Origin of the sequence: Pseudomonas sp. PSPC3-2, from assembly GCF_049897085.1 — a bacterium.
In the GTDB taxonomy this organism is placed as follows: domain Bacteria; phylum Pseudomonadota; class Gammaproteobacteria; order Pseudomonadales; family Pseudomonadaceae; genus Aquipseudomonas; species Aquipseudomonas paraveronii.
This window is the reverse complement of the sequence record NZ_JAFCVO010000029.1, coordinates 13,760-36,912: the sequence shown is the minus strand read 5'-3', so window position 1 is coordinate 36,912 and position 23,153 is coordinate 13,760. Positions and strand designations below refer to the sequence as shown.

Sequence of the window (23,153 nt, the reverse complement as noted above, 5' to 3'; positions counted from 1 at the left end):
GATAACCCGATAGTAAAGAGGCCCCGCTGCCGGGCGAATGCGCCGTTGGCAGGGGGATTCTTGTCATTTGGTCGTAGATTCAGCGTTTGCCGACCAGGTCTTTGGGCAGTTTGAAGGTCCAGAGCATGCCGCCCTGGTTGAAGTCCTTGATACGCTTGGCCACTTCACCGCCCCACAACGGCACCGCGCCGCCCCAGCCGGAGAGCACCGAGACGTACTGTTCGCCGTCCATTTCCCAGGTCACAGGCGAGCCGAGTACGCCGGAGCCGGTCTGGAATTCCCAGACCTTCTCGCCGGTCTTGGCGTTGAAGGCCTGCAGGAAGCCTTCCGGCGTACCGGTGAACACCAGGTTGCCCTTGGTCGTCAGTACCCCGCCCCACAGCGGCGCGTAGTTCTTGTGGCGCCAGACTTCCTTACCGGAGACCGGGTCGATGGCGCGCAGCACGCCGATGTAGTCTTCGTTCAGCGGCTTGATGGTGAAGCCCGCACCGAGGAACGCCGCACCTTTTTTGTAGGTGATGCCTTCGTTCCACATGTCCATGCCCCATTCGTTGGACGGCACGTAGAACAACCCGGTGTCGCGGTTATAGGCCATCGGCATCCAGTTTTTCGCGCCGAGGAACGCCGGCGCAACGAACACCGACGTGCCCTTGGCTTCGCTGCCGGGCGCACCGGGGCGGCTGGCGTCGTTGTAGATCGGCCGGCCATTTTTATCCAGGCCGGTGGCCCAGGTGATTTTGTCGACAAACGGGAAGCCACGGATGAACTTGCCGTTGGTGCGGTCGAGCACGTAGAAGAAGCCGTTACGGTCGGCGGTGGCCGCCGCTTTGATCTCTTTGCCGCCTTCGGTGTAGTTGAAGGAGACGAGCTCGTTCACGCCGTCGTAGTCCCAGCCGTCATGAGGCGTGGTCTGGAAGTGCCACTTGATGGTGCCGTCATCCGGGTTCAATGCCAGACGCGAGGACGAGTAGAGGTTGTCGCCAGGGCGCAGGTGGGAGTTCCACGGTGCCGGGTTGCCGGTGCCGAACAGCAGCAGGTTGGTTTCCGGGTCGTAGTAGCCGCCGAGCCACGGCGCCGCGCCGCCGGTTTTCCACAAGTCGCCAGGCCAGGTCTTGCCTGCCTCGCCACCGGAAATACCGTTTTCCACGGCCTTACCGTCCTTGTAGACGTAACCCATATGACCTTCGACAGTCGGACGGGTCCACAACAGGTCACCGTTTTTCGGGTCGTAGGCTTCGATCTTGCCTACCACGCCGAATTCGCCACCGGCCACGCCGGTAATCAGCTTGCCGTTGATCACCAGAGGCGCGGCGCTGATCGAGTAGCCTTCTTTGTGGTCGGCGACTTTTTTGCTCCACACCACTTTGCCGGTGTCTTTGTTCAGGGCCACCAGCTTGGCGTCGAGGGTGCCGAAGAACACCAGGTCGCCGTACAGCGCCACGCCCCGGTTGATCACGTCACAGCACGGGCGGATGTCATCGGGCAGACGCGCATCGTACTGCCAGAGCTTCTTGCCGGTGCGCGCGTCCACCGCAAACACCCGCGAATAGGAACCGGTGAGGTACATCACCCCGTCCTTGATCATCGGCTGCGCCTGCTGGCCGCGCTGCTTCTCGCCGCCAAAGGAGAATGCCCAAACCGGGCGCAGGTCCTTGACGTTGTCCACGTTCAGGGTATCGAGCGGGCTGTAGCGCTGGCCCTGCACGCCCAGGCCGTTGGTGACGATCTGCCCGGGGTTTTTCGGGTCCTGGAGGATGTCCTGGTCGGTCACGGCGGCCATGGCCTGGCCGGATAACAGAATGGCACCGAGCAACACACTCAAGGCGAAGGGTTGGCGGCGTGCGGGTTGGGTCATGACGGCTACCTCTGCGGTTTTTTGTTATACCCGGGAAATTTTCCCGGTCTGGTACAGATTCTTGGGCGCAGGGGCGGTTGTCACAATTGACCGCAGTATCGAGATTGCTAGTTCCTTAGTAGCGGGTCGGGCCTGTCAGCGGGCGGAATCGACGCGCTGCATCTGCTCGCGCTCGTAACGCGGGTACAGGTGGCTGACGCTGCGGATCAGTTCGTAGCGGCTCAGGTTGATCGCGGCGAAGCGCTCGGGGATGGGGCTGCGGATCATCTCGGCCATGTCGGTGCCCTGGGCGGCGCCGTCGCGCAGCAGTTGGTCGAGCCAGGTGAGGTAGTCGCGCATCTGCGCGAACGGCTGCGCATCGTTGGCCACCGGGCCATGACCGGGCACGACCAGGGTCCAGGGCAACGCCTGCAGGGTGTCGATGTCCGCCAGCCACGCCGCCAGCCCGGGGCTGTTGGGGGTGGTGAGGGCACGTTGGTAGAACACCAGGTCGCCGGCAAACAGCACGCCGGTGCTCTGGTCGAGGATGGCCAGGTCGGCGCCGGTGTGGCCGGTCAGCGCGAGCAGGCGCAGGTCGTGGCGGCCAACGCTGAGCACGCCGGGTTCGAGCACTTGCGTGGGCAATTGCACTTCGGTGCCGCGCATCCAGTCGCCGACCATGCGGTAGAGGTTTTCCGCCATGCTATTGCCCTGCTCATGCAGCAGGCGCGTGGTGCCGGCCAGGGCGCCGATGGGCACGTCCTTGAAGGCCTGGTTGCCCAGCGCATGGTCGGGGTGGTGGTGGGTCAGCAGCACCTGGATCACCGGCTTGGCGGTGACGCTGGCGATGGCCTGGCGCAGGGCTTCGCCGTAGCGCCGCGACGGCCCGGTGTCGATCACCACCACACCGGCCTCGGTGACGATGAACGCGGTATTGACGATATTGCCGCCGTTGTCCTTGGCAAAATTGTCGGTACTGCCTTCCAGCAGCCAGGTGTCGTCGGCGATCAGCCGTGGTTTGAGGGCGTAGTCAAGGTCTGCCAGCGCGGGCAGGCTCAGGCTCAGGCACAACAATAGAATCCAGCGCATGCCGCGCTCCTTCTGGTCAGGGGATGGCTGCGTCGAATTCATTGCCGCTGTTGTCGCGCAGCACCAGGCGCGTCGGCCCGGGTGCGTCGATGTCAAAGGCCAGGTTGGGGTTTTCGCTGACCGCCGGGAACAGCTCCAGCTCGGCCAGCACCTGACCGTCCTGGCCACGCAGTTGCGCGTGGTTGAGATAGAACTCGGGGATGCCGCTGACCATGCCGTTATCCATCGGGTGCGCCACCTGCACGCGCACCCGGCTGAATTCACCGCGCGGGTAACGCCCGCCGAGGACTTCGCCGATATGCTCTTCCCAACCCGGCTGGGTGCGAACCACGCTGGGCGCGGTGCAACCGCCGCCGGCCGCGTCGATCAGGGTCGAGCCGACGTGCCACAGCCCGTCATCGGTGAGCACCGCCGCACGCAGGGGCGTGGCCTGTTCGATGCGGATACGGATCGACAGCCAGGGCAACACCCCGGCCTTGGGCTGAAAATCGACAATCCTGGGCAACGGGTTGAGCTCGGCCCAGGCGAGGATCTTCACCACATGGCCCTTGAATGCCCGCGCATCGATTTCCAGCGGCACCTGCCGCGCATCTTCGGCGAACGGCGGCGCCAGCAGCTTGACCCGCTCGTCGAACACGAACGGCGCATCGGCCAGCAACTGCTTGTGGTAGAACGCCCACATCACCGACGGCACCGGGTCCGGGTCCGGGCCCGGTTCGACCGCCGCGGCGTGGGCCGCCAACGGCAACCAGCAGGCCAACATGCAGTTCAGTCGCCAGTTCATCGCCTGCTCCTATTGGTACATTTCGGGCACTTCGTACTGCAGGCCGTAATGGCTGTAGATGGTTTGCAGCGAACCGTCGCGGATCAGGCCTTCCAGCGCCTCTTCCACCGCGTAGGCCAACTGGCGATTGCTCTCGTGTACCGCCATGCCGATCTCCCAGCGCTGCCGGCCCATGCTCGGGTAAGCGTTTTGCGCCAGGGCCAATTGCGGATCGTGCGCCTCATGCACCTGCCAGTCGATCTCGCCGCGCATTGCCATCACCGCGTCGACTTCACCGGCCTTCATCGCCGCAAACGCCTGGGGTACACCGGGGTAGTGATGGGTCTGGCGGGCGAGCATGCCGTTGAACACCGAGGTCAGGTAGAACGACGGCACGCTGTCGACTTCGACGCCGATCGGGTGCTCCTCGAACACCGCCACGCTGGCGACCTTGTCCAGGCGCCGGCGGTCGTAGGCCACCTGCCATTGTTCGTTCTGGTACGGCCCGAACATCACCACGTGGCCGTTTTCCAGTTCACCCTGATCGTTACGCCTTTGCGCGTAATCATGGTCGTAGGGTGCGCGCATCATCAAGTCGGCCAGTTGCTGGTTATGCAACTGGCTGCCGCGCCAGATGTAGTCGCGCAGGTCGTCGTCGAGTTTTTCCCCGGCCGGCGCCCAGATCAATTTGAGCTGCACCCCCAGCGCCTTGGCCAGGGCCTGGGCCAGCTCCACGTCGACCCCGCGCGGGGTGGCACCGTCTTCGAAACTGTAGGGGGCAAAGTCTCTGTACACCGCGACTTTCAGCTCACCGGCGGCGATCATCTGGTCATAGCTGCGCACCTGCGCCTGTGCCGTCTGGCAACACAGCAGGGCCAGGCCGAGCACATAAGCGAACAGGCGCATGGCTTACTCCTCGACGTGAACGCTGTCCAGGTAGGTACGTACCGCCCACAAGGCTTCCTGGCTCAGGTAATCGGCCATTTTCGGCATATACACCCGACCGTCGCGCACCGCGCCGTGACGCACGCGCTGCACAAACCACTCATCACCGGCCTCGCCCACATCCAGCAAGCGCAAGTCGGGGGCGATGCCGCCAGACTTGGCTTCCAGGCCGTGGCAGGCGGCGCAGTTCTGATTGTAGGCGGACGAACCGATTTCCAGGGCCCGATCGTGTTCAGGCGACGTGCGATAGGGGTTCACCGCCGCCCAGCCGTCCTCATCGACCGCCACGCCGGCGTCTTTGACCGAGGTCAGGCCCTTGGTTTCCACTGCTTGCGGGACCACGTTGCCGTGGGCCCAGGCTGGACCTGCACCGATCACACCGGCCAACAGCCCGGCGACGAGCAAGGCATTGAGTTTTGTTGTCATTATTTTTGCCCTCAGGATTGCACGCAAAACCTCATTGCAGAGGTTATGGCAACCATCTTAGGAACCCTGGGGCATGGGCCGTATGCTGCTTTGGTGGCCGGCTTATCCTCCCTTGGTAGTAGGGCTTGTGGGGCACGCCTAAAACAGCGGCGCGCCGGGAAGTCTTCCCGGCAACAGCGGGACTTTTTCCGTATCCGCCCAGCACCCTGGCGCTCCACCCTGTGCAGGCCAAAACCTCCACTGGGAACTGCAACCATGACAAGAACAAGATCGCTACCCGCCCTCTCACCGCTGAGGCTCACCCCTTTGAGCTTAGCTGTGCAGGCCTTCCTGCTGGTCGGCAGCCTGTCCTTGAGTGCGGCCAGCTTCGCCGCCACCGCCCCTGCCGCACCGTCCACCCCAAAGCCGACCCGTAACGTCACCTGGGAAGACATCGCCAACGATCACCTGACCACCAAGGACGTGCTGCAATACGGTATGGGCACCAACGCCCAGCGCTGGAGCCCGTTGGCCCAGGTCAACGACAAGAACGTGTTCAAGCTCACCCCGGCCTGGTCCTACTCATTCGGTGATGAGAAGCAGCGCGGCCAGGAATCCCAGGCCATCGTCAGCGACGGCGTGGTCTACGTCACCGGCTCCTACTCCCGCGTGTTCGCCCTCGACGCGAAGACCGGCAAGCGCCTGTGGACCTACAACCACCGCCTGCCCGAGAACATCCGCCCGTGCTGTGACGTGGTCAACCGCGGCGCGGCGATCTTCGGCGATAAAATCTACTTCGGCACCCTCGACGCGCGCCTGATCGCCCTCGACAAGAACACCGGCAAAGTGGTGTGGAACAAGAAATTCGGCGACCACGCCGCCGGCTACACCATGACCGGCGCCCCGGTGCTGATCAAAGATAAAGTCAGCGGCAAGGTGCTGCTGATCCACGGCAGCTCCGGCGATGAGTTCGGCGTGGTCGGCCAGTTGTATGCGCGCGACCCGGACACCGGCGAAGAAGTGTGGATGCGCCCGTTCGTCGAAGGCCACATGGGCCGCCTGAATGGCAAGGACAGCACCCCAACCGGCGACGTGAAAGCCCCGTCGTGGCCGGATGACCCGACCACCGAAACCGGCAAAGTCGAGGCCTGGAGCCACGGCGGCGGCGCGCCTTGGCAGAGCGCGAGCTTCGATGCCGAGACCAACACCATCATCGTCGGCGCCGGCAACCCCGGCCCGTGGAATACCTGGGCGCGCACCGCCAAGGACGGCAACCCGCACGACTTCGACAGCCTCTACACCTCGGGCCAGGTCGGCGTCGACCCGAGCACCGGCGAAGTGAAATGGTTCTACCAGCACACCCCGAACGATGCCTGGGACTTCTCCGGCAACAACGAGCTGGTGCTGTTCGACTACAAGGACAAGGACGGCAAAGTGGTCAAGGCCACCGGCCACGCCGACCGCAACGGTTTCTTCTACGTGGTCGACCGCAACAACGGCAAGCTGCAGAACGCCTTCCCGTTCGTCGACAACATCACCTGGGCCAGCAATATCGACCTGAAAACCGGCCGTCCGGTGGAAAACCCAGGCCAGCGTCCGGCCAAGCCGTTGCCGGGTGAAACCAAGGGCAAGTCGGTGGAAGTCTCGCCGCCGTTCCTCGGCGGCAAGAACTGGAACCCCATGGCCTACAGCCAGGACACCGGCCTGTTCTACATCCCGGGCAACCAGTGGAAAGAGGAATACTGGACCGAAGAGGTCAACTACAAGAAAGGCTCGGCGTACCTGGGCATGGGGTTCCGCATCAAGCGCATGTATGACGACCACGTCGGCACCCTGCGCGCGATGAACCCGACCACCGGCAAGGTGGTGTGGGAGCACAAGGAATCCCTGCCACTGTGGGCCGGCGTGCTGGCGACCAAGAGCAACCTGGTGTTCACCGGCACCGGCGACGGTTTCTTCAAGGCCTTCGACGCGAAAACCGGCAAGGAGCTGTGGAAGTTCCAGACCGGCAGCGGCATCGTCTCGCCGCCGATCACCTGGGAACAGGATGGCGAACAGTACATCGGCGTCACCGTCGGCTATGGCGGCGCGGTGCCGTTGTGGGGCGGCGACATGGCCGAGCTGACCAAGCCGGTGGCACAGGGTGGGTCGTTCTGGGTGTTCAAGATCCCGAGTTGGGATAACAAGACCGCGCAGAAGTAACCCTTTGCGGGGAGCGTCAAGCCACGCGCCCCCGCTTTCCTTCCTTAGAGGCCTAGCCATGAAATACCTGCCCCTCTTGCTCCTGCTCTCCCTGCCCATGGCCCACGCCGACGACGGCGACGACGCCCCGCTGGTCATCAACGGTTGCACCATCGCCGAACACAGCCAATGCCCCGGCGCCAACCTCAAGGGCGCCAACCTGAGCAACCAGAACCTCGCCAAAATGAACCTGGCCGGCGCCGACCTGCGTGATGCGGACTTGCGCCACGCCAACCTCGACCTGGCCAACCTGGAAAAAGCCCAGCTACAGGGCGCCAACCTGACCCGCGCCAGCCTGCAACAAAGCAACCTGCGCCTGGCCGACTTCACCGGCGCCACGCTGATGGCGATCCAAGGTTGGGGCCTGTTCGCCCAGGGCGCGCAGTTTGAAAACGCCAACCTGAGCGCGGCCTACCTGCAATTCGCCCGACTGTCCGGGGCAAAAATGCGCAAGGCCAACCTGCGTGCGGCGGATCTGGAAATGACCTGGCTGAGCAAGGCCGACCTGCGAGGGGCGGATCTGAGCGATGCTAATTTGCAAGAGGCCAAGTTCGGTGAGAGCAACCTGGAACAGGCCACTCTCACGGGCAGCCGCCAGCACTATGCGAACTTTCAGGATGCCAATATGGAAGGCTGCAAGGACTGCCCTACCACCTGGGACCGTTAGAGCACCGCGATTCAAAATGTGGGAGGGGCGGTGCGACGATTCGACTTGCCCCCGATAGCAGTGTGTCAGCCAATACATGCATGACTGATCCACCGCTATCGGGGGCAAGCCCCCTCCCACATTTGAATGGTGTGAAACAGAGAGAAAATTGTCAGCCCGCTACTCTCACCACGCCCATGTCGATGCCCAAGTGGACCAGTTCGGCATGGGAACTCACCTGCAGCTTGCTCTTGAGCAAGGTCAGGTGGTTGGACACGGTCTTGCTGCTGATATTCAGTTGTTCGGCAATGGTCCGTGTGGGCGTGCCCCTGGCCAGCATCAGGAAAATTTCCAGCTCACGCGGCGTCATGCCCTGCAAGCGTTGATCGCTTGGCGTGTAGGCCAGCTCGGTGGCCAGGGCCTGCTCGATATAGGCGTGGCCGTCGAGGATGCGCCGCACCGCTTCGATCAACACCTCGGGCGCCGAGCTTTTGGTCAGGTAGCCCGCCGCGCCGGCCTCCAGGGCTTGGCGCACCAGCGGCAGTTCGTCGTGCATGCTGAAGAACAGCACACGCAGGTGCGGCAGGCGCTGGCGCAGGCGGCGCGTGGTTTCCAGGCCGCTGATACCGGGCAGGCCGAAGTCCATGATCACCAGGTGTGGCACCGCTTCCTGGACCCGGCTCAGCGCCTCTTCGCCGCTGGCCGCCTCGCGCACTTCAATCGCCGGCAATAGCGCACGCAACAGGCTGGCATAGCCCTGGCGCACCACCGCATGGTCATCCACCAACAGAATATTCATCAGGCCTCCAATGGCATGTTCAACGCCAGCGCCCAACCGGCGCCGGGGTGGCTGAGGATTTTCAGGTCGCCGCCCAGGCAGCGTGCGCGCTCGTACATCGAATACAGACCGACGCCGGGGCGCTGCGGCGTTTGCGCACCACGCCCGTTATCGCGCACCCACAGGCGCAGACGCGAACCGCGATGTTGCAGACGTATACGCACTTGGCTGGCGTCGGCATGCCGCACGATGTTGGTCAGGGCTTCCTGCAGCAGGCGATAGAGATGGGTCTTGCTGGCCCCGGACAACGCCGGCAGGTCCGCACTGACCCGCAGCCGGCAATCGATGCCATGGCTGGCCTGCCACTGCGTCACCAGCATCGAGAACGCCTCGGCCAGCGGCAGGTGTTGCAGGGCCACCGGGTACAGGTCGTGGACCAGCGCACGAAAGCCTTGCTGCAGGTGGTCGCAGTGATCTTCCAGTTGCCCCACCGTGCGCGCCAGCAACTGCGGTTGGTCGGTGACCAGGCGTAACAGGCAGGCCTGGGCGCGAATACCGGCCAGGTATTGGCCGAGGTCATCGTGCAGGGTCTGGGCCAGGTGGTTGCGCTCCTGCTCTTGCACCGCCATCAGGGTTTGGGTCAGTTGGGTGTTGTCGGTGTGCGCCTGCTCCAAAGCATCGGTCATGCGATTGAAATGCAGCGCCAGTTGCCGCGCTTCCGGCGAGCCGGCGCTGCGCAGGCGCACATTGAGCTGGCCGGCGCAGACCTGTTGCAGCGCGCGCAGCAGTTCGTCAAGTACGCCCATGCCACGGCGCACCGCCCAGCGGATGGTCAACAGGCTCAGTGCCAGCGCCAGGGCGCACAGGCTCAACAGTTGTTGCAGGGAGTCCCAGACTTCGTCGATCTCATCACGCGGGTCGACCACAATCGACACGCGCCGCCCATCCGGCAAGTCCAGCACCTGGGCGCTGCGCCGTGCCTCGGCGAACAACAGGCGCCCGAGCCAGGCGTCCAGGCCGTCCGGCAGCGGCGCTGGCAAGGTCTCGTCGGGGGCCAGCCAATGCACGCGCACATGCCGCAGGCTGGCCGTGAGGCGCGGTTGCAGGCTGGCCGGGTCGCGCTCGGCGGTTTCGCTCAAGTAATGCACCACCGCTTCGGCCGATTGCAGCTCACGCTCCACATCCGTCAAGGCCTGGTGCAACAACAGCGCGGTGCAGGCGCAGGTGACGAGGGCGAAGAAACCGCACACCCACAGGTTGATGCGCCACAGTGCCGACATGCCTAGTGCGCCACGCGGGCGGGCACGCTCAACGCTTGCAGTGGCGCGTGCAGCTTGTCGACGCCGATCAGGCTGACGATCAGCAGGAACGGTAACAGCAAGGCTTTGAGGATTTGCATGAGCAGTCATCTCCCGAGTCTGCGCGAGGGTTGTGCCCCATGCTAAGACCGCACCCCGTGCGCGGGGCTACTACCTTGGTACTGCCTCAGCGGTACTTTCTGCATATTTGCAGCGGCCTCAAGGGTTCCTATGCTGGCGCAACCTGACATGGAGTGCCTTATGCGCCAGCTCGCCCCCTACGCCGTGCTCTACCTGCTGGCGATTGCCTGCGCCGCCGGGGTGGCCACCGCCAGCCAGGCCGCCGAGGCACCGCTGGCGGTGCAGATCGGCTACCTGGGCTATCGACCTGATCCGGGGCCGCTACTGTCGAATGTGATTCCCGAGCCCGCGGATGCCGGGCAGCGTGGCGCGGAGCTGGCGATCATCGACAGCAATAGCACCGGCGCCTTTCTCAACCAGCGCTACAGCCTGACCGTCGCCACGGCGGACAGCCCCGACGCCCTGCTCGCCGCCGCCCAGGCCCAGCACGCCCAAGGCCTGCGCCTGTTCGTGGTCAACGCCCCCGCCGCCAGCCTGCGCCAGCTCAGCGCGGCCTTGCCCGACAGCCTGCTGTTCAACGCCGGCAGCCCCGATGACAGCCTGCGCAGCACCGATTGCCTGGGCAACGTGCTGCATACACTGCCGAGCCGGGCCATGCTCGCCGATGCCCTGGCGCAATTTCTGGTGGTGCGCAAATGGCAGAAGGCGTTGCTGATCGTCGGCCCCACCGAGGATGACCAGGCCTACGCCGCCGCCCTGCGCCGCGCCGCCAAGCGCTTCGGGGTGAAACTGGTGGCGGAGAAAGCCTGGCGCTTCGATAACGACCAACGCCGCAGCGCCCAGGCGGACATGCCGCTGTTCACCCAGACCGCCGAATACGACGTGGTGCTGGTGGCGGACGAGCGCGGTGACTTCGGCGAGTACGTGCCCTACCAGACCTGGTACCCGCGCCCCGTCGCCGGCACGCAAGGCCTGACGCCCACCGGCTGGCACAAAACCGTCGAGACCTACGGCGCCGCGCAATTGCAAAAACGCTTCGAGGCCCTGGCCGGGCGCTGGATGAACGACCGCGACTTCGCCGCCTGGATGGCCGTGCGCAGCGTCGCCAGTGCGGTGAGCAAGCTGCGCCAGGTCGATCCCATGACCATCCGCCAACTGGAAATCAGCGAGCAACTGCCGCTGGACGGTTTCAAGGGCCGCAAGCTCAGCTACCGCCCCTGGAACGGCGAACTGCGCCAACCGATCCCCATCGTGCAACCGCGCGCCCTGGTCAGCACCTCGCCCCAGGACGGTTTCCTGCACCCTTTCAATGAAATGGACAGCCTGGGCTATGACAAGCCCGAGGTGACCTGCCGCTTCCCCTGATCGCTCACACAATAATAAGGAATCTGCCATGCGCCGCACCCTGCTCTCATGCGCCCTGCTGCTTGCCGCCGGGCACGCCGTGGCCAGCACCGCCTGGGTCTCCAACGAGAAAGACAACAGCCTGAGCCTGATCGACATGCAGACCCTGCAAGTCACCGACACGCTCAAGGTCGGCCAGCGCCCACGGGGCCTGCTGCTGTCCCATGACAAAAAGCTGCTGTACATCTGCGCCAGCGACTCGGACCGCGTGCAGGTGATGGACGTGGCCACGCGCAAGATCATCAAGGAACTGCCCTCCGGCAAAGACCCCGAGCAGTTCGCCCTGCACCCCAACGACCGCTGGCTGTATGTGTCTAACGAAGACGATGCACTGGTCACGGTGATCGACACCGAGACCTCCAAGGTACTCGGCCAGATCAACGTCGGCGTCGAGCCCGAAGGCATGGCCGTAAGCCCGGACGGCAAGTGGGCAGTGAACACCAGCGAAACCACGAACATGCTGCACTGGATCGACACCAGCACCCAGACCCTGGTCGACAGCACCCTGGTGGACCAGCGCCCGCGCTTCGTCGAGTTCAACCACGATGGTTCGCAACTGTGGGCCTCGGCGGAGATCGGCGGCACCGTGACCATTCTCGATGTGGCCAGCCGCGCGGTCCTCAAGACCCTGACCTTCAAGATCAAGGGCGTCCACCCAGACAAGGTACAGCCGGTGGGGATCAAGCTCAGCGCCGACGGCAAGTACGGCTTTGTCGCCCTGGGCCCGGCCAACCATGTGGCAGTGATCGACGCCAAGACCTTCGAGATCCTCGACTACCTGTTGGTGGGCCGCCGCGTGTGGCAGATGGCATTTACCCCGGACGAAAAACAGTTGCTGGCCACCAATGGCGTCAGCGGCGATGTGTCAGTGATCGATGTGGACAGCCTCAAGGTGATCAAGTCGGTGAAGGTCGGGCGTTATCCGTGGGGCGTGGTGGTCACGCCATGAATGCCCTGGAGGTGCGCGACCTGAGCTTCGCCTATGGCGCGCGCCAGGCCTTGCACGAGGTGAGTTTCAGCCTGGCACCGGGGCGCTTTGCCGCGTTGCTGGGGCCCAACGGTGCCGGCAAGTCGACCTTGATCGCCCTGCTCACGCGCTTGTACGACCTGCAAAGCGGCGACATCCGCGTGGGCGGCCATTCCCTGCGCGACGCACCGCGCGCGGCCCTCACGCAATTGGGGGTGGTGTTCCAGCAAAGCACCCTGGACCTGGATTTGAGCGTCGAACAGAACCTGCGCTATCACGCCGCGCTACACGGTTTGTCGCGGCGCCAGACCGACGTGCGCGTCGCCGCCGAGCTGGCGCGCCAGGCCCTCACCGAGCGGCGCCGCGAAAAAGTCCGCGAGCTCAACGGCGGGCACCGGCGCCGCGTGGAAATCGCCCGGGCATTGCTGCATGAACCGCGCTTGCTGTTGTTGGATGAAGCCAGCGTCGGCCTCGACCCCGCCAGCCGCCTGGCGCTGAACCAGCACGTGCGCAACCTGTGCCTTGAGCAAGGCATCAGCGTGCTGTGGACCACCCATCTGCTCGATGAAGTGCAACCCGACGATGCGTTGATGATCCTGCACCAGGGCCGCTTGGTGGCCAGCGGGCAAGTCGATGCGCTGATCCTGGAACAGGGCGGCGACCTCGGCAGCGTGTTCGCGCGCCTGACCCGCGCCACTTCGACGGGAGCCCCGGCATGAATGCTTACTGGCAATGTTTGCGCGGCATCGTCCTGCGCGAGTGGCTGCGCTTTGTGTTGCAGCGCACGCGGTTTCTCAGCGCCCTGGTGCGCCCGCTGTTGTGGCTGCTGGTGTTCGCCGCTGGGTTCCGCGCCGCGCTGGGTATCTCGGTGATCGAACCCTACGACACCTACATCCCCTACGAGGTCTACATCATCCCGGGGCTGGCCTGCATGATCCTGCTGTTCAACGGCATGCAGGGTTCGCTGTCGATGGTCTACGACCGCGAGATGGGCAGCATGCGCGTGTTGCTGACCAGCCCGCTGCCGCGCACGTTTTTGCTGTGCAGCAAGTTGCTCGCCACCGCGTTGATTTCGCTGTTGCAGGTGTACGGGTTCCTGGCGATTGCCTGGGTCTACGGCGTGCAACCACCGGCGATGGGGCTGTTGATCGCCCTGCCGGCGTTGCTGCTGGTGGCCTTGATGTTGAGCGCCTTGGGCCTGCTGCTGTCGAACGCGATTCGCCAACTGGAGAACTTTGCCGGGGTGATGAATTTCGTGATCTTCCCGCTGTTTTTCATGTCGTCGGCGCTGTACCCGTTGTGGAAGATGCGCGACTCCAGCGAGTGGCTGTATTGGCTGTGCGCAATCAACCCCCTCACCCACGCCGTGGAGTTGGTGCGCTTTGCCCTGTATGAACGCTTCGCCGGCCTGGCCCTCGCGGTTTGCCTGGGTTTGACCGTGCTGTTCGCACTGTTGGCGGTGCTCACCTTCAACCCACAGCATGCGGCGTTGCGCAAAAAAGGCTGAAGGCGGCAAAAACTACTACTTTAGTACTGGTTTTCATGTCTATCGTCGCATTCCCAAGGGCTCGGGACTCACGTGTAATGGGCGCATAACGATAAGGATCGCCCTGCCATGCTGCCTGCCCGACTGCCCTTGTTGGCGCTGCTGTGCCTGTTTGCCGCCAACGTACAGGCCGATACCGCCTTATTTTCCGCCGATGGCTATCGCATCAGCCTGTACCGCAGCCCCACACCCGATCACGTGCAGGGCGCGACGATCATCGACACCCCTGCCCTGCAAGCCCTGCTGACCCAGACCCCAGCCCCGGTACTGATCGATGTGTACCGCCGCCAATGGCTGCAAGGCCGCTTCATCGAAGACCAGCCCCACGCCAACCTGCCCGGCAGCCGTTGGCTAGCGAACACCGGCGACGGCGACCTCACACCGGAGTGGCAAAGTTATTTCGTGCGCCATGTGTACGCCTACAGCGGCGGCAACCTTGCGCGACCATTGGTGTTCTATTGCCGCGCCGATTGCTGGCTGAGTTGGAACGCGGTAAAACGTGCCGCCAACCTGGGCTATACCTCTGTGTATTGGTATCGCGATGGTCTGGATGCCTGGGAAGCGGCGAAGCTGCCGGTGTCGGTCGCCCAACCCGAGCCATTTGAATAACCACAATAAGAAAGGTGAACGGCCATGTACAAAATCCTGATTGCCGATGATCACCCACTGTTTCGCGAAGCGATGCATAACGTCATCAGCGACGGTTTCCCCGGCAGCGAAGTGATGGAGACCGCCGACCTGGAGAGCGCCCTGGCGCTGACCCAGGAACACGACGACCTCGACCTGATCCTGCTCGACCTGAACATGCCCGGCATGCACGGCCTCAATGGCCTGATCAACCTGCGCAACGAATCGCCGACCATCCCGGTGGTGATCGTGTCCGCCGAGCAAGATAAACAGATCGTGCTGCAGGCCATCACTTATGGCGCCGTCGGTTTTATCACCAAGTCGTCGCCGCGCCTGCAAATGACCGAGGCGATCCAGCAGATTCTCAACGGCAATGTGTACCTGCCACCGGACATCATCCGCACCCAGAAACCCGGCACCCATCGGCGCCTGAACGAAAACCCCGGTTTCGCCCCCGAATTGCTGCAGGCATTGACCCGCAAGCAGTTGCTGGTGCTGGAGCGGATGACCAAGGGCGAGTCGAACAAGCAGATTGCCTACACTCTGGAGATCGCTGAAACCACGGTGAAGGCGCATGTGTCGGCGATTTTGCGTAAGTTGAATGTGCATAATCGGGTGCAGGCGATTCTCAGTGCCGGGGATATTGATTTTGGTTCTTACTTGCGCCGCTGATCGTCCAGAAACGACATAGAACCCTTGTGGGAGGGGGCGTGGATGGGGCTTGTGTGGGAGGGGGCTTGCTCCCGATAGCGGTGGATCAGTTATAGGTGCAGTGACTGGTAGTCAGCTATCGGGGGCAAGCCCCCTCCCACATTGGATCTCCATTTGATCTCTGGATCTCTGGTTCTCTGGATCTCTGTTTGATCGCTGTTTGAGGAGCGTTCGGTGGTCACTTGCCTAAGAGGTGGCTCATCGCGGTCTTGAGTTTCATCGGCCGCACCGGCTTGTGCATCAAGGTGTGCCCCAGCTCGCGGATCTGCAGTTTCAGCTCGTTGCTGTAGTTGGCGGTGATCATCATCGCCGGGATCGGGCTGGCGCGCCGGGCGTTGATGCGCGCCACGGCGTCGACGCCGTTCTGCTCATCGTCCAGGTGGTAATCGGCGATGAGCAGATCAGCCTCGGCGTGGTAGTTGTCCACCTGCCGCGCCAGGTCTTGTTCCGACAAGGCGGTGACCACCCGGCAGCCCCACCCTTCCAGCAAGGTGCGCATTCCCGCGCAGATCGCTGCGTCGTTATCCAGCACCCACACCCGGGCGCCTTGCAGGCGTTCCAGCATCGGTTCGCTCATGCACGGCTGGGGCAGCGATTTGGGCGCGGTGGCGCTCAAGGGCACGTCCACCGCGAACATCGAGCCCTTGCCCGGCCACGACTTGACGGTGATGCGGTGGCCGAGAATACCGGCGATTTTTTCCACGATGGCCAGGCCCAGGCCCAGCCCGCGATCCTGGTCGCGCCGCTGCACATCGCCGCGCTTGAACTCCTGGAAAATCTCCTCCAGGCGATCCTCGGCGATGCCCATGCCGCTGTCCCAGACCTGGATCGACAAGCGCTGGTGCTGGCGTCGACAGCCCAGCACCACGCGCCCCGAATAGGTGTAGCGAATGGCATTGCTCAGCAGGTTGCGCAGAATCCGCGCCAGCAGCTGGATATCGCTGCGCACCAACGCCGAACAGCCGATGAAGTGCAACTCCAGGCCTTCGCTGCGCGCCAGTTGGGTGAACTCGACGGCCAGGTTGTCGAGCAGTTCGCTGAGGGCGAACGGGGCGATATCGGCTTTGATCACCCCGGCATCCAGCTTGGAAATATCGACCAGCGTGCCCAACAGGTTTTCCACGTCTTCCAGCGAGTTGCTCACGTTGCGTACCAGGGCCTCATTGGCCTGGGGTTCGCGGCGTTCGAGCAAGGCGCCGGTAAACAGCCGCGCGGCGTTCAACGGTTGCAACAGGTCATGGCTGACGGCAGCAAGGAATTTGGTTTTCGACAGGTTGGCCTGCTCGGCTTCGAGTTTGGCTTCGCGCAGGCGCGATTCCACGCGGCGGCGTTCGTCGATTTCGCGCAGCAACTGGTCGTTCAGCGCGGTCAGTTCCGAGGTGCGCTGGGCGACGCGCAGTTCCAGGTTTTGATAAGCCTGGTGCAAGGCCTCGGCGGTGCGCCGGCGCTCGGTGATGTCGCGGATCAGCACAAAGATCCCCACCACTTCGCCACTGGCCAGGCGGTTGGGCACGTAGGAGCGCAGCATGTAGCGCTCCTGGTTGTTGATGTTGGTTTCGGCGAATTCGAAGGTCACGCTCTCCCCCGCCAGCGCCTGCGCGACGTAGGCATCCAGGCGCTGACAGTGCTCTTCGCTGTGGACTTCGCGCAGGCTCTGGCCGAGCATCATGCCCCGCGGCCAGCAGTACCATTCCTCATAGACCTTGTTGGTGAATTCATACACCAAGTCGGCATTGAGGTAGCCGATCAGGGCCGGCACATGGTCGGTGATCAGGCGAATCCAGCGCTCGCTCTCCTGGGCTTTTTGCGCCGCAGCCTGTTCACGGCGCAGGGTTTCGGCGCGCAGCCGGGCGTTGATCAGCAAGTGGTTGCTGGCGCGCAGTTCGGCCATTGCCTGGTTCAGCGCGTCGGTGCGCTCGCGCACTTGTTCGGCCAGCACCACCGAGTGCTGGAACGTGGTGTAGGGGTCGTTGCCCTGGGTCACCCCGGACTCGATGCGCTCGATCAGCGCCGCGTTGATCCGTGTCAGTTTGTGATTATCCAGGCGCAGCCGCGCCAGTTCGGCCAACAGCTCATTGCGATCCAGGGGCGCGTCCTCGGGCAATGGCGACGCCGGTGAAGGTCTGGTTGATGTGCATGCCATTGAACTGTTCTCCGTAGGTGTTGAACCCCATCACCCGCTGGTCGCGCAAGTAGCTCCCGATCTGCTCGAGGGTGCCGCTGTCTTCCAGCTCCAGGCGGCGCAGGAAGCAGTCGCAGCCAATGGTCAACAGCAACTCGCCGAGGCGCGATTGCAGGCCGTCGAACAGGGTTTGCAGGTTCGGCAGGATCGGGCCGGGTTTCATCACCGTGAGGACGATGCCGTTTTCCACGGCGCAGTAGAAACTCAGGCTCAGGTCGTCATGCACCTGCTGGATCGCCCTGACGTAGTACTGGTCGTGGATGCGCACCGCCAGTGGGTGCGCGGCGAAGACGCGGTGGTCAAGGTCGGCTACGGCCACGCCGATATGCCGCGCATACTCCTCGGCGGCGGGCTCGGCGTTGAGCTCGAATACCCGCCGTGACGGGCTGTCGGCGCCGGTCACCACGAGTTTTTCCGCACGCGGCAGAATGTGGTGGGTGGTGAACACTTCGAAGTCCAGCCAGGTATTGACCAGCACCACCACGGCCGCGCCGCTGTGGAACACGCCGTTGAAATACACGTGGGTGTGCGTGAGGTAATTGTCGTCGCCGGCCGAGCCGCCGAAATGCGGGATATCGCCGAGCGCCGCGCTGAGGGCCGCGAGCACCATTTCTTCACGGCTGGACAGGCCGTCGAGCAAGGTCAGGGCAAAGGTGTTGCCCTTGATCGGCGCCAGGGTGTTGCTGCGACAGCCGCCCACCAGGCGTTCGACCATGTGCTGGGCGTCGATCAGGCTGAAGTGCTCCACCTGGTCGATCAGTTCGGTGGCAATCGAAAAATGCGCGTGGTTGAAGCCCATGGCCGTCACGCAATTGCGGCCGTAGCCTTGGGGCGTGATCTCGCCGGCGCTGGTGCAACCGACGAGGCGCACATTGCCGAAACAACGTTGCAGGGCTTGGCCGAGCGCCTGCAGGTCGTAGGTGGCCGAGCAGAAAAACAGCACGAAGCCCAGGTACGGATGCAGCAGTTGCTCGGCCAATTCTTCGGCGGCCTGCTCGGCATCGGTGGCCAGGGACATGGCACTGACTACGCCTTCATGGTTGTGCATCGTCGACTCTCCGCTCTGATGCATGAGTGTACGAAGGCTGGGGGGGCGGAACCTATGCTACTTGGGTACTGGGTGGGGGGATGCGATGGGATTAGACGCTCAGGGTGCAGGTAATCCAATGTGGGAGGGGGCTTGCTCCCGATGGCGGTGGATCAGTCACTGATGATGTGGCTTCAACACCGCCATCGGGAGCAAGCCCCCTCCCACATTTTGACCGCGTACCACTTGAAGACCAGGCCAGGTCTTCAATGCATTGGCCACTCAGCAGAGGAAGGTACAGGGTGTAAACAACACCCAAGCCCCCTCCCACATTTTGACCGCGTACCACTTAAAGACCAGGCCAGGTCTTCAATGCATTGGCCACTCAGCAGAGGAAGGTACAGGGTGTAAACAACACCCAAGCACCTTCCCACATTTTGACCGCGTACCACTTGAAGACCAGGCCACGTCTTCAATGCATTGGCCACTCAGCAGAGGAAGGTACAGGGTGTAAACAACACCCAAGCACCCTCCCACACTTGGATTGCGTTTCAGGTCTTACCAGGTGAGTACGGCACCGACGGCGAAGGTGTCGGTGTCTTCATTTTGGGCGCTGGTCTCATGCCCCTTGATCTGGAACTGGTTGTATTCGGCGACCAGCTTGAGGTTGTCGTTCACGTCGTGAAACAGCGCAATGCCGCGGGTGTCATAATCCGCGCCGCTGCCCACCACGCCGTTGCCGTCGTCCTTGGTCTTGCCATACGACAGCGCCAGGCGGTTCTTGCCCAACTTGTAGGAGCCTTGCAGCAGGTAGCCGTTGCTGTCGACATTGCGCAGGGTCGCTTTGCCGGCATTGTTGGTGAAAAACGGGTTGATGCCCTTGGCCTGGAAGCCCGAGCCGGTCAGGGACAGGCCGCCCATTTTCGCCTGCACGCCGTAGCCCAGGCCCTTGGAGGTGACGCTGTCGACATTGGCGTCGGTGTTGTCCGAGGTCTGGTAGCTGCCGTTGAGCCAGCTGTAGATCTTCGCCCCACCCACGTCGAACTGGTAGGTGATCTCGCTCTCGGTGCGCGGGTTCTTCTGGTAGGCCTTGCCTTGGGCGCTGCTGTCGTTGGTGTCGACCGGGTCGAGGATGCCGACGGCAACACGCAAGCCGTCCATCACCGGGGTGCGGTAGGTGATCTGCGAGGTCGGGAACGGGTACGGATAGCCGCTGCCGATATTGCCGAACGAAACCCCGCCGCCATCGACCAGGCCGAGGCTGTCGCTGACCTGGCCGTAGCCCGCCAGCAATTCATCGAGCAGGATATTGGAACGGGCGAAGAGGCCGAAGTCCTTGCCGATCAGCACTTCGCCCCACTCCGGGTTGGCCACGGTGCCGTAGAACTGGCGCACATCGATCGCGGTGTCGGTGCCGTTGGTCTGGCTGTCGTTGATGGTCACCCAGAACGAGGCACGGGCGCCGAGTTTGAGGTCGTCGGCCTGCTTGGTCATGTTGAAGCCCAGGTAGTTGGGCAAAAAGCCCATCTTCACCCGGGCCTGGCGGCGGTCGTATTGGTCACCGGCGCGGTCAACTTTGCTGTTGACGTAGAAGGCGTTGATGTAGCCATCGGTGGAGAAGGTGGTTTCGTCTTTGTCGTACAACATGATTTCGGCGTTGGCGAGTGGGCTCAGGCCCAGGCCAACGAGAAACACAGGTAACAGACGCAAGGGGAGATTCTTATTGTTATGCATGGTGCGCTCCGCAACGTTGACGTGATGTCGGAGGCGATTATCGGAAGCTGCCAGGCCACGGCCTACGCTGCCTTGGCCCTGGTTTGCGGGTGCTTTGGGTGGGCCACGGGTGCCCGGCAAGTTCGGTGTAAGACGGGCCCGGTTACAGGCCCGGCACTTAGGGTGTACGACCGGCCCTGAACAACATGCCGAAAGATCGCGTCGAGGGTTCGCAGTTCGACCACTTGTTCGCCCCGGATGAAGTCTTCCCTATCGGCAGTTTGAACGCACCCAGCGCGATGCCGGGCTGGGGATGCCGACGCTGTTGCTGCCGGCGATCCAGGTGAATGTGCGGGCGGGGCATATGCCGCCGCCCGAAGAGCATGGGGTGATGTACCGCAAGATTCCGCTCAATCAGCTCTGAGCGCGCTCCAGGCGGAGCGCACGTTGAGGACGCATGCCGTTACTCAACTGACGGAGAACTTGGCAACGATTTGCTTGAGGTCGACCGCCAGCTTGGAAAGCTCATGACTGGCGATGGAGGTTTGCCCAGCGGCGGAAGAACTCTGGATGGACAGATCCCGAATGCTGATCAGGTTCTGGTCCACCGAGCGGGCAACGTGGGCCTGCTCCTCGGATGCCGTGGCGATCAACAGGTTGCGGTCATTGATATCTGCAATGGCCTCAGTGATTTGCGTCAAGGCCACACCGGCTTCATGGGCGATTTTCAGCGAGTCCACTGCGTCGTTGCGGTTCAGCGCCATAGAGGACACCGCGTCGCTGGAGCAGGTCTGGATTTTCGCAATCATGTGCTCGATTTCCTGGGTCGAGGTTTGCGTCCTGTGGGCCAGCGCCCGAACTTCGTCGGCCACCACCGCAAAGCCTCGCCCCTGTTCCCCGGCCCTGGCGGCTTCAATAGCGGCGTTCAAGGCCAGCAGGTTGGTTTGCTCGGCAATGGAGCGAATCACCTCAACCACCCGCGCAATATCCTGAGCCTGCTTGGCCAACCCTTCGACTTCCACGCCAGTCTGCTGCACCGTGGCGCTGAGCTTCTCGATGGACGCGATGGTTTGCGTCACGCGCTCCTGGCCGATTTTGGCCGAACGCTGGGAATCCTGCGTCGATTGGGAAGCCGAGATCGCATTCCTGGCCACCTCTTCCACCGCCGCCGTCATCTCGTTAACCGCCGTGGCCGCCTGATCCGTCTCCATGCTTTGGCGTTCAATACCTGCACTGGACTCGCGGGTGATCGAACTCATCTCCTCCGCCGCCGAAGCCAGTTGTCCAGACGCCTCCGAAATATTCTGCAGGGTGCTTTTCAGGTTCATCTGCATGGACGCGGTAGACCGTTGCAATTCGGTCAGCTCATCATTGCCATTGATGGCAATGGCCACACGCAAATCCCCATCGGCAATTTTGCCGGTCGACACCAACAATTCGTGCACCGGTTTAATGATGCTGCGGGCAAACAGACGAGCGACCACGACGGCGACCAGTAACGAGCCGACCATCAAGATCCAGGTAAACAAACGCGCTCCTTGATACTCGCTGGACGCGACCTGTACCGCCTCGGCGGAGCCACGCGCGTTCAACGCGATCAGTTCGCCGATGGCACGCTGCACATCAAGTGCAATCGGTCCGTTAACCTCACGCAAATAGGTGGCCGCCTGCTCGGCGGAAAGGCTGGAGGCTTGTGCGAGGAACTCATCCGTTTTCTGGATGTAGTTCTTTATCCCGCTCAATGCCTCGTTGTACTTGGCTTGTTCCTCGGGGCTCGACACTAACGGCGCATAGCGCTCGGCAACTTCGAGCGCTTGCGCGCGAACACTTTTGAGCTTCTCAAGCGAAGCGGGGTCTTGACGCGTGGCTTCCATGGCAAAACGACGTAGATCAAGACGCAGTTTGTAAAAAGCCACATCTATCTCACCGCCCAGGCGAATACTGGGGAGCCAGTTGTTTTCGATTTCAACGGTCGAAGAATAAACCTTATCGACTTTTATAAGCGTCATTGCTCCTTGTACTAACAGCAGAAGACACACCACACCAAAACACAGAGTGGTACGAACGTTCAACTTCAAGGCTCTCATGGACATCGCGGCTCACCCTTATTCTGGGCCGCGAATTTCACGGCCTGCTGGGTGCTAATGTGTTGAGTTAGATGTGAAAAATACGTGACTGATTAAGTAAATTTTTATTTAGAGAAAGAAATAAAAACAGCGCCGGTAGTTATCTAGCTAACTATCAAAATAACTTGGGTTATCCCAAGCCGAGATCAAACCATCAATCCATCCGGCGGCAGCGGCAACGCGGTCTTATAGCGCACTTGTTTAAGAGCGAAGCTGGAGCGGATATTGGCAACGCCTGGCACTTTGGTTAGAAAGTCCATCATGAAACGTTCCAGCGACTGGATCGTCGGCACCAGCACGCGGATCAGGTAGTCCGGGTCGCCGGCCATCAAGTAGCACTCCATCACCTCGGGCCGGTCGGAAATCGCCCCTTCGAATTGCTGCAAGGCCAGTTCGTTCTGCTTTTCCAGGCTGACGTGGATAAACACGTTGACGTGCAGCCCCAGCAGGTCGGCATCCAGCAGGGTCACCTGGTCACGAATCAGGCCCAGTTCCTCCATCGCCTTGACCCGGTTGAAGCACGGTGTGGGCGACAGGTTGACCGAACGGGCGAGGTCGGCGTTGGTGATGCGCGCATTCTCCTGCAGGGCATTGAGAATGCCGATATCGGTACGGTCCAGTTTGCGCATGAGACAAAATCACCTGTTTATTGTGTTTATGCAGTTTTTTTATCCGCAAATGAGCCCAAGCGCAATGAAACACAGATAAATATTCTTCTACGCCCCGCCTATGATTGTTGTAGGACAAGATTTCTCCTACCCGGAGGAAGA

At 62.5% G+C, this 23,153-nt stretch carries 20 protein-coding genes and 1 pseudogene; 9 read left to right on the top strand and 12 right to left on the bottom strand.

Annotation, left to right across the window (positions count from 1 at the left end; genetic code table 11):
- Positions 1 to 79 precede the first annotated feature (79 nt).
- The 5 genes from ACP7CJ_RS28035 to pedF all read right to left on the bottom strand — a co-directional run bounded on the left by ACP7CJ_RS28035 (position 80) and on the right by pedF (position 5,057).
- Positions 80 to 1,855: a PQQ-dependent methanol/ethanol family dehydrogenase gene (locus tag ACP7CJ_RS28035; protein WP_276193694.1), complete on the bottom strand. Its 1,776-nt coding sequence runs from the start codon at positions 1,853 to 1,855 to the stop codon at positions 80 to 82.
- Positions 1,856 to 1,990: 135 nt separating this feature from the next.
- Complete coding sequence (locus ACP7CJ_RS28030) at positions 1,991 to 2,923, bottom strand: quinoprotein relay system zinc metallohydrolase 1 (protein ID WP_426103054.1); 933 nt, start codon at positions 2,921 to 2,923, stop codon at positions 1,991 to 1,993.
- 16 nt (positions 2,924 to 2,939) lie between these two features.
- Positions 2,940 to 3,707, bottom strand: coding sequence for a quinoprotein dehydrogenase-associated SoxYZ-like carrier (locus ACP7CJ_RS28025; RefSeq protein WP_426103056.1), 768 nt, complete (start codon positions 3,705 to 3,707; stop codon positions 2,940 to 2,942).
- Positions 3,708 to 3,716: 9 nt separating this feature from the next.
- A complete protein-coding gene (locus ACP7CJ_RS28020; protein WP_426103058.1) occupies positions 3,717 to 4,592 on the bottom strand; it encodes a substrate-binding periplasmic protein in 876 nt (291 codons plus the stop codon).
- A gap of 3 nt (positions 4,593 to 4,595) precedes the next feature.
- Entirely contained in the window at positions 4,596 to 5,057 is a 462-nt protein-coding gene (pedF, locus tag ACP7CJ_RS28015; protein ID WP_247406689.1) for a cytochrome c-550 PedF, read from the bottom strand.
- 255 nt (positions 5,058 to 5,312) lie between these two features.
- On the opposite strand from pedF, the gene exaA reads away from it, so the two are divergent.
- Together exaA and ACP7CJ_RS28005 are read left to right on the top strand one after the other, a co-directional pair.
- Positions 5,313 to 7,238, top strand: a complete 1,926-nt coding sequence (gene exaA / locus ACP7CJ_RS28010; protein WP_426103060.1) for a quinoprotein ethanol dehydrogenase — start codon at positions 5,313 to 5,315, stop codon at positions 7,236 to 7,238.
- A gap of 58 nt (positions 7,239 to 7,296) precedes the next feature.
- A complete protein-coding gene (locus ACP7CJ_RS28005; RefSeq protein ID WP_276193699.1) occupies positions 7,297 to 7,944 on the top strand; it encodes a pentapeptide repeat-containing protein in 648 nt (215 codons plus the stop codon).
- Between the two features lie 151 nt (positions 7,945 to 8,095).
- On the opposite strand, the gene ACP7CJ_RS28000 is transcribed toward ACP7CJ_RS28005, so the two are convergent.
- A complete protein-coding gene (locus ACP7CJ_RS28000) occupies positions 8,096 to 8,722 on the bottom strand; it encodes a response regulator (RefSeq protein ID WP_253396994.1) in 627 nt (208 codons plus the stop codon).
- A complete protein-coding gene (locus ACP7CJ_RS27995) occupies positions 8,722 to 9,981 on the bottom strand; it encodes a HAMP domain-containing sensor histidine kinase (RefSeq protein WP_276193700.1) in 1,260 nt (419 codons plus the stop codon). The genes ACP7CJ_RS28000 and ACP7CJ_RS27995 overlap by 1 nt, the downstream gene beginning before the upstream one ends.
- Positions 9,982 to 10,260: 279 nt before the next feature.
- On the opposite strand from ACP7CJ_RS27995, the gene ACP7CJ_RS27990 reads away from it, so the two are divergent.
- The 6 genes from ACP7CJ_RS27990 (at position 10,261) to ACP7CJ_RS27965 (ending at position 15,296) form a co-directional block, all read left to right on the top strand.
- Positions 10,261 to 11,445, top strand: coding sequence for an ABC transporter substrate-binding protein (locus tag ACP7CJ_RS27990; protein WP_276193701.1), 1,185 nt, complete (start codon positions 10,261 to 10,263; stop codon positions 11,443 to 11,445).
- Positions 11,446 to 11,473: 28 nt separating this feature from the next.
- Positions 11,474 to 12,433, top strand: a complete 960-nt coding sequence (locus ACP7CJ_RS27985; protein ID WP_426103062.1) for a YVTN family beta-propeller repeat protein — start codon at positions 11,474 to 11,476, stop codon at positions 12,431 to 12,433.
- Positions 12,430 to 13,170, top strand: coding sequence for an ABC transporter ATP-binding protein (locus ACP7CJ_RS27980; RefSeq protein WP_276193703.1), 741 nt, complete (start codon positions 12,430 to 12,432; stop codon positions 13,168 to 13,170). Before ACP7CJ_RS27985 ends, ACP7CJ_RS27980 begins: the two co-directional genes overlap by 4 nt.
- Positions 13,167 to 13,958, top strand: a complete 792-nt coding sequence (locus ACP7CJ_RS27975) for an ABC transporter permease (protein ID WP_426103064.1) — start codon at positions 13,167 to 13,169, stop codon at positions 13,956 to 13,958. The genes ACP7CJ_RS27980 and ACP7CJ_RS27975 overlap by 4 nt, the downstream gene beginning before the upstream one ends.
- 108 nt (positions 13,959 to 14,066) lie before the next feature.
- A complete protein-coding gene (locus tag ACP7CJ_RS27970; RefSeq protein ID WP_247402980.1) occupies positions 14,067 to 14,606 on the top strand; it encodes a PQQ-dependent catabolism-associated CXXCW motif protein in 540 nt (179 codons plus the stop codon).
- A 24-nt stretch (positions 14,607 to 14,630) separates the two neighbouring features.
- The gene (locus ACP7CJ_RS27965; RefSeq protein WP_247402983.1) at positions 14,631 to 15,296 is read left to right on the top strand and encodes a response regulator transcription factor; all 666 of its coding nucleotides are present in this window, start codon (positions 14,631 to 14,633) and stop codon (positions 15,294 to 15,296) included.
- A 217-nt stretch (positions 15,297 to 15,513) separates the two neighbouring features.
- Here the strand turns inward: ACP7CJ_RS27965 and ACP7CJ_RS27960 are convergent, their stop codons facing one another.
- The 3 genes from ACP7CJ_RS27960 to ACP7CJ_RS27950 all read right to left on the bottom strand — a co-directional run bounded on the left by ACP7CJ_RS27960 (position 15,514) and on the right by ACP7CJ_RS27950 (position 20,278).
- Positions 15,514 to 17,478 carry a PAS domain-containing hybrid sensor histidine kinase/response regulator gene (locus tag ACP7CJ_RS27960; RefSeq protein ID WP_426103066.1) on the bottom strand — a complete coding sequence of 655 codons (1,965 nt, stop codon included), beginning with the start codon at positions 17,476 to 17,478 and terminating at the stop codon, positions 15,514 to 15,516.
- Positions 17,408 to 18,565 (bottom strand): nitric oxide-sensing protein NosP, encoded by a 1,158-nt coding sequence (gene nosP, locus ACP7CJ_RS27955; RefSeq protein ID WP_247402985.1) that lies wholly within the window; start codon positions 18,563 to 18,565, stop codon positions 17,408 to 17,410. The genes ACP7CJ_RS27960 and nosP overlap by 71 nt, the downstream gene beginning before the upstream one ends.
- Positions 18,566 to 19,102: 537 nt before the next feature.
- Positions 19,103 to 20,278: a porin gene (locus ACP7CJ_RS27950; RefSeq protein ID WP_276193704.1), complete on the bottom strand. Its 1,176-nt coding sequence runs from the start codon at positions 20,276 to 20,278 to the stop codon at positions 19,103 to 19,105.
- A gap of 265 nt (positions 20,279 to 20,543) precedes the next feature.
- Here ACP7CJ_RS27950 and ACP7CJ_RS27945 point away from each other — a divergent pair.
- A pseudogene (locus ACP7CJ_RS27945) lies at positions 20,544 to 20,681 on the top strand (MBL fold metallo-hydrolase); the annotation flags it as partial.
- A 43-nt stretch (positions 20,682 to 20,724) separates the two neighbouring features.
- Here the strand turns inward: ACP7CJ_RS27945 and ACP7CJ_RS27940 are convergent.
- Both ACP7CJ_RS27940 and ACP7CJ_RS27935 read right to left on the bottom strand, forming a co-directional pair.
- Positions 20,725 to 22,344, bottom strand: a complete 1,620-nt coding sequence (locus ACP7CJ_RS27940) for a methyl-accepting chemotaxis protein (RefSeq protein WP_426120585.1) — start codon at positions 22,342 to 22,344, stop codon at positions 20,725 to 20,727.
- A 185-nt stretch (positions 22,345 to 22,529) separates the two neighbouring features.
- Positions 22,530 to 23,012, bottom strand: a complete 483-nt coding sequence (locus ACP7CJ_RS27935; protein WP_017847498.1) for an Lrp/AsnC family transcriptional regulator — start codon at positions 23,010 to 23,012, stop codon at positions 22,530 to 22,532.
- Positions 23,013 to 23,153 lie beyond the last annotated feature (141 nt).

Bases quoted from the DNA above. Each gene is read 5' to 3' on its own strand.
- ACP7CJ_RS28035 (WP_276193694.1), bottom strand. From the start codon at position 1,855: ATGACCCAACCCGCACGCCGCCAACCCTTCGCCTTGAGTGTGTTGCTC.
- ACP7CJ_RS28030 (WP_426103054.1), bottom strand. From the start codon at position 2,923: ATGCGCTGGATTCTATTGTTGTGCCTGAGCCTGAGCCTGCCCGCGCTG.
- ACP7CJ_RS28025 (WP_426103056.1), bottom strand. From the start codon at position 3,707: ATGAACTGGCGACTGAACTGCATGTTGGCCTGCTGGTTGCCGTTGGCG.
- ACP7CJ_RS28020 (WP_426103058.1), bottom strand. From the start codon at position 4,592: ATGCGCCTGTTCGCTTATGTGCTCGGCCTGGCCCTGCTGTGTTGCCAG.
- pedF (WP_247406689.1), bottom strand. From the start codon at position 5,057: ATGACAACAAAACTCAATGCCTTGCTCGTCGCCGGGCTGTTGGCCGGT.
- exaA (WP_426103060.1), top strand. From the start codon at position 5,313: ATGACAAGAACAAGATCGCTACCCGCCCTCTCACCGCTGAGGCTCACC.
- ACP7CJ_RS28005 (WP_276193699.1), top strand. From the start codon at position 7,297: ATGAAATACCTGCCCCTCTTGCTCCTGCTCTCCCTGCCCATGGCCCAC.
- ACP7CJ_RS28000 (WP_253396994.1), bottom strand. From the start codon at position 8,722: ATGAATATTCTGTTGGTGGATGACCATGCGGTGGTGCGCCAGGGCTAT.
- ACP7CJ_RS27995 (WP_276193700.1), bottom strand. From the start codon at position 9,981: ATGTCGGCACTGTGGCGCATCAACCTGTGGGTGTGCGGTTTCTTCGCC.
- ACP7CJ_RS27990 (WP_276193701.1), top strand. From the start codon at position 10,261: ATGCGCCAGCTCGCCCCCTACGCCGTGCTCTACCTGCTGGCGATTGCC.
- ACP7CJ_RS27985 (WP_426103062.1), top strand. From the start codon at position 11,474: ATGCGCCGCACCCTGCTCTCATGCGCCCTGCTGCTTGCCGCCGGGCAC.
- ACP7CJ_RS27980 (WP_276193703.1), top strand. From the start codon at position 12,430: ATGAATGCCCTGGAGGTGCGCGACCTGAGCTTCGCCTATGGCGCGCGC.
- ACP7CJ_RS27975 (WP_426103064.1), top strand. From the start codon at position 13,167: ATGAATGCTTACTGGCAATGTTTGCGCGGCATCGTCCTGCGCGAGTGG.
- ACP7CJ_RS27970 (WP_247402980.1), top strand. From the start codon at position 14,067: ATGCTGCCTGCCCGACTGCCCTTGTTGGCGCTGCTGTGCCTGTTTGCC.
- ACP7CJ_RS27965 (WP_247402983.1), top strand. From the start codon at position 14,631: ATGTACAAAATCCTGATTGCCGATGATCACCCACTGTTTCGCGAAGCG.
- ACP7CJ_RS27960 (WP_426103066.1), bottom strand. From the start codon at position 17,478: ATGGCATGCACATCAACCAGACCTTCACCGGCGTCGCCATTGCCCGAG.
- nosP (WP_247402985.1), bottom strand. From the start codon at position 18,565: ATGCACAACCATGAAGGCGTAGTCAGTGCCATGTCCCTGGCCACCGAT.
- ACP7CJ_RS27950 (WP_276193704.1), bottom strand. From the start codon at position 20,278: ATGCATAACAATAAGAATCTCCCCTTGCGTCTGTTACCTGTGTTTCTC.
- ACP7CJ_RS27940 (WP_426120585.1), bottom strand. From the start codon at position 22,344: ATGAGAGCCTTGAAGTTGAACGTTCGTACCACTCTGTGTTTTGGTGTG.
- ACP7CJ_RS27935 (WP_017847498.1), bottom strand. From the start codon at position 23,012: ATGCGCAAACTGGACCGTACCGATATCGGCATTCTCAATGCCCTGCAG.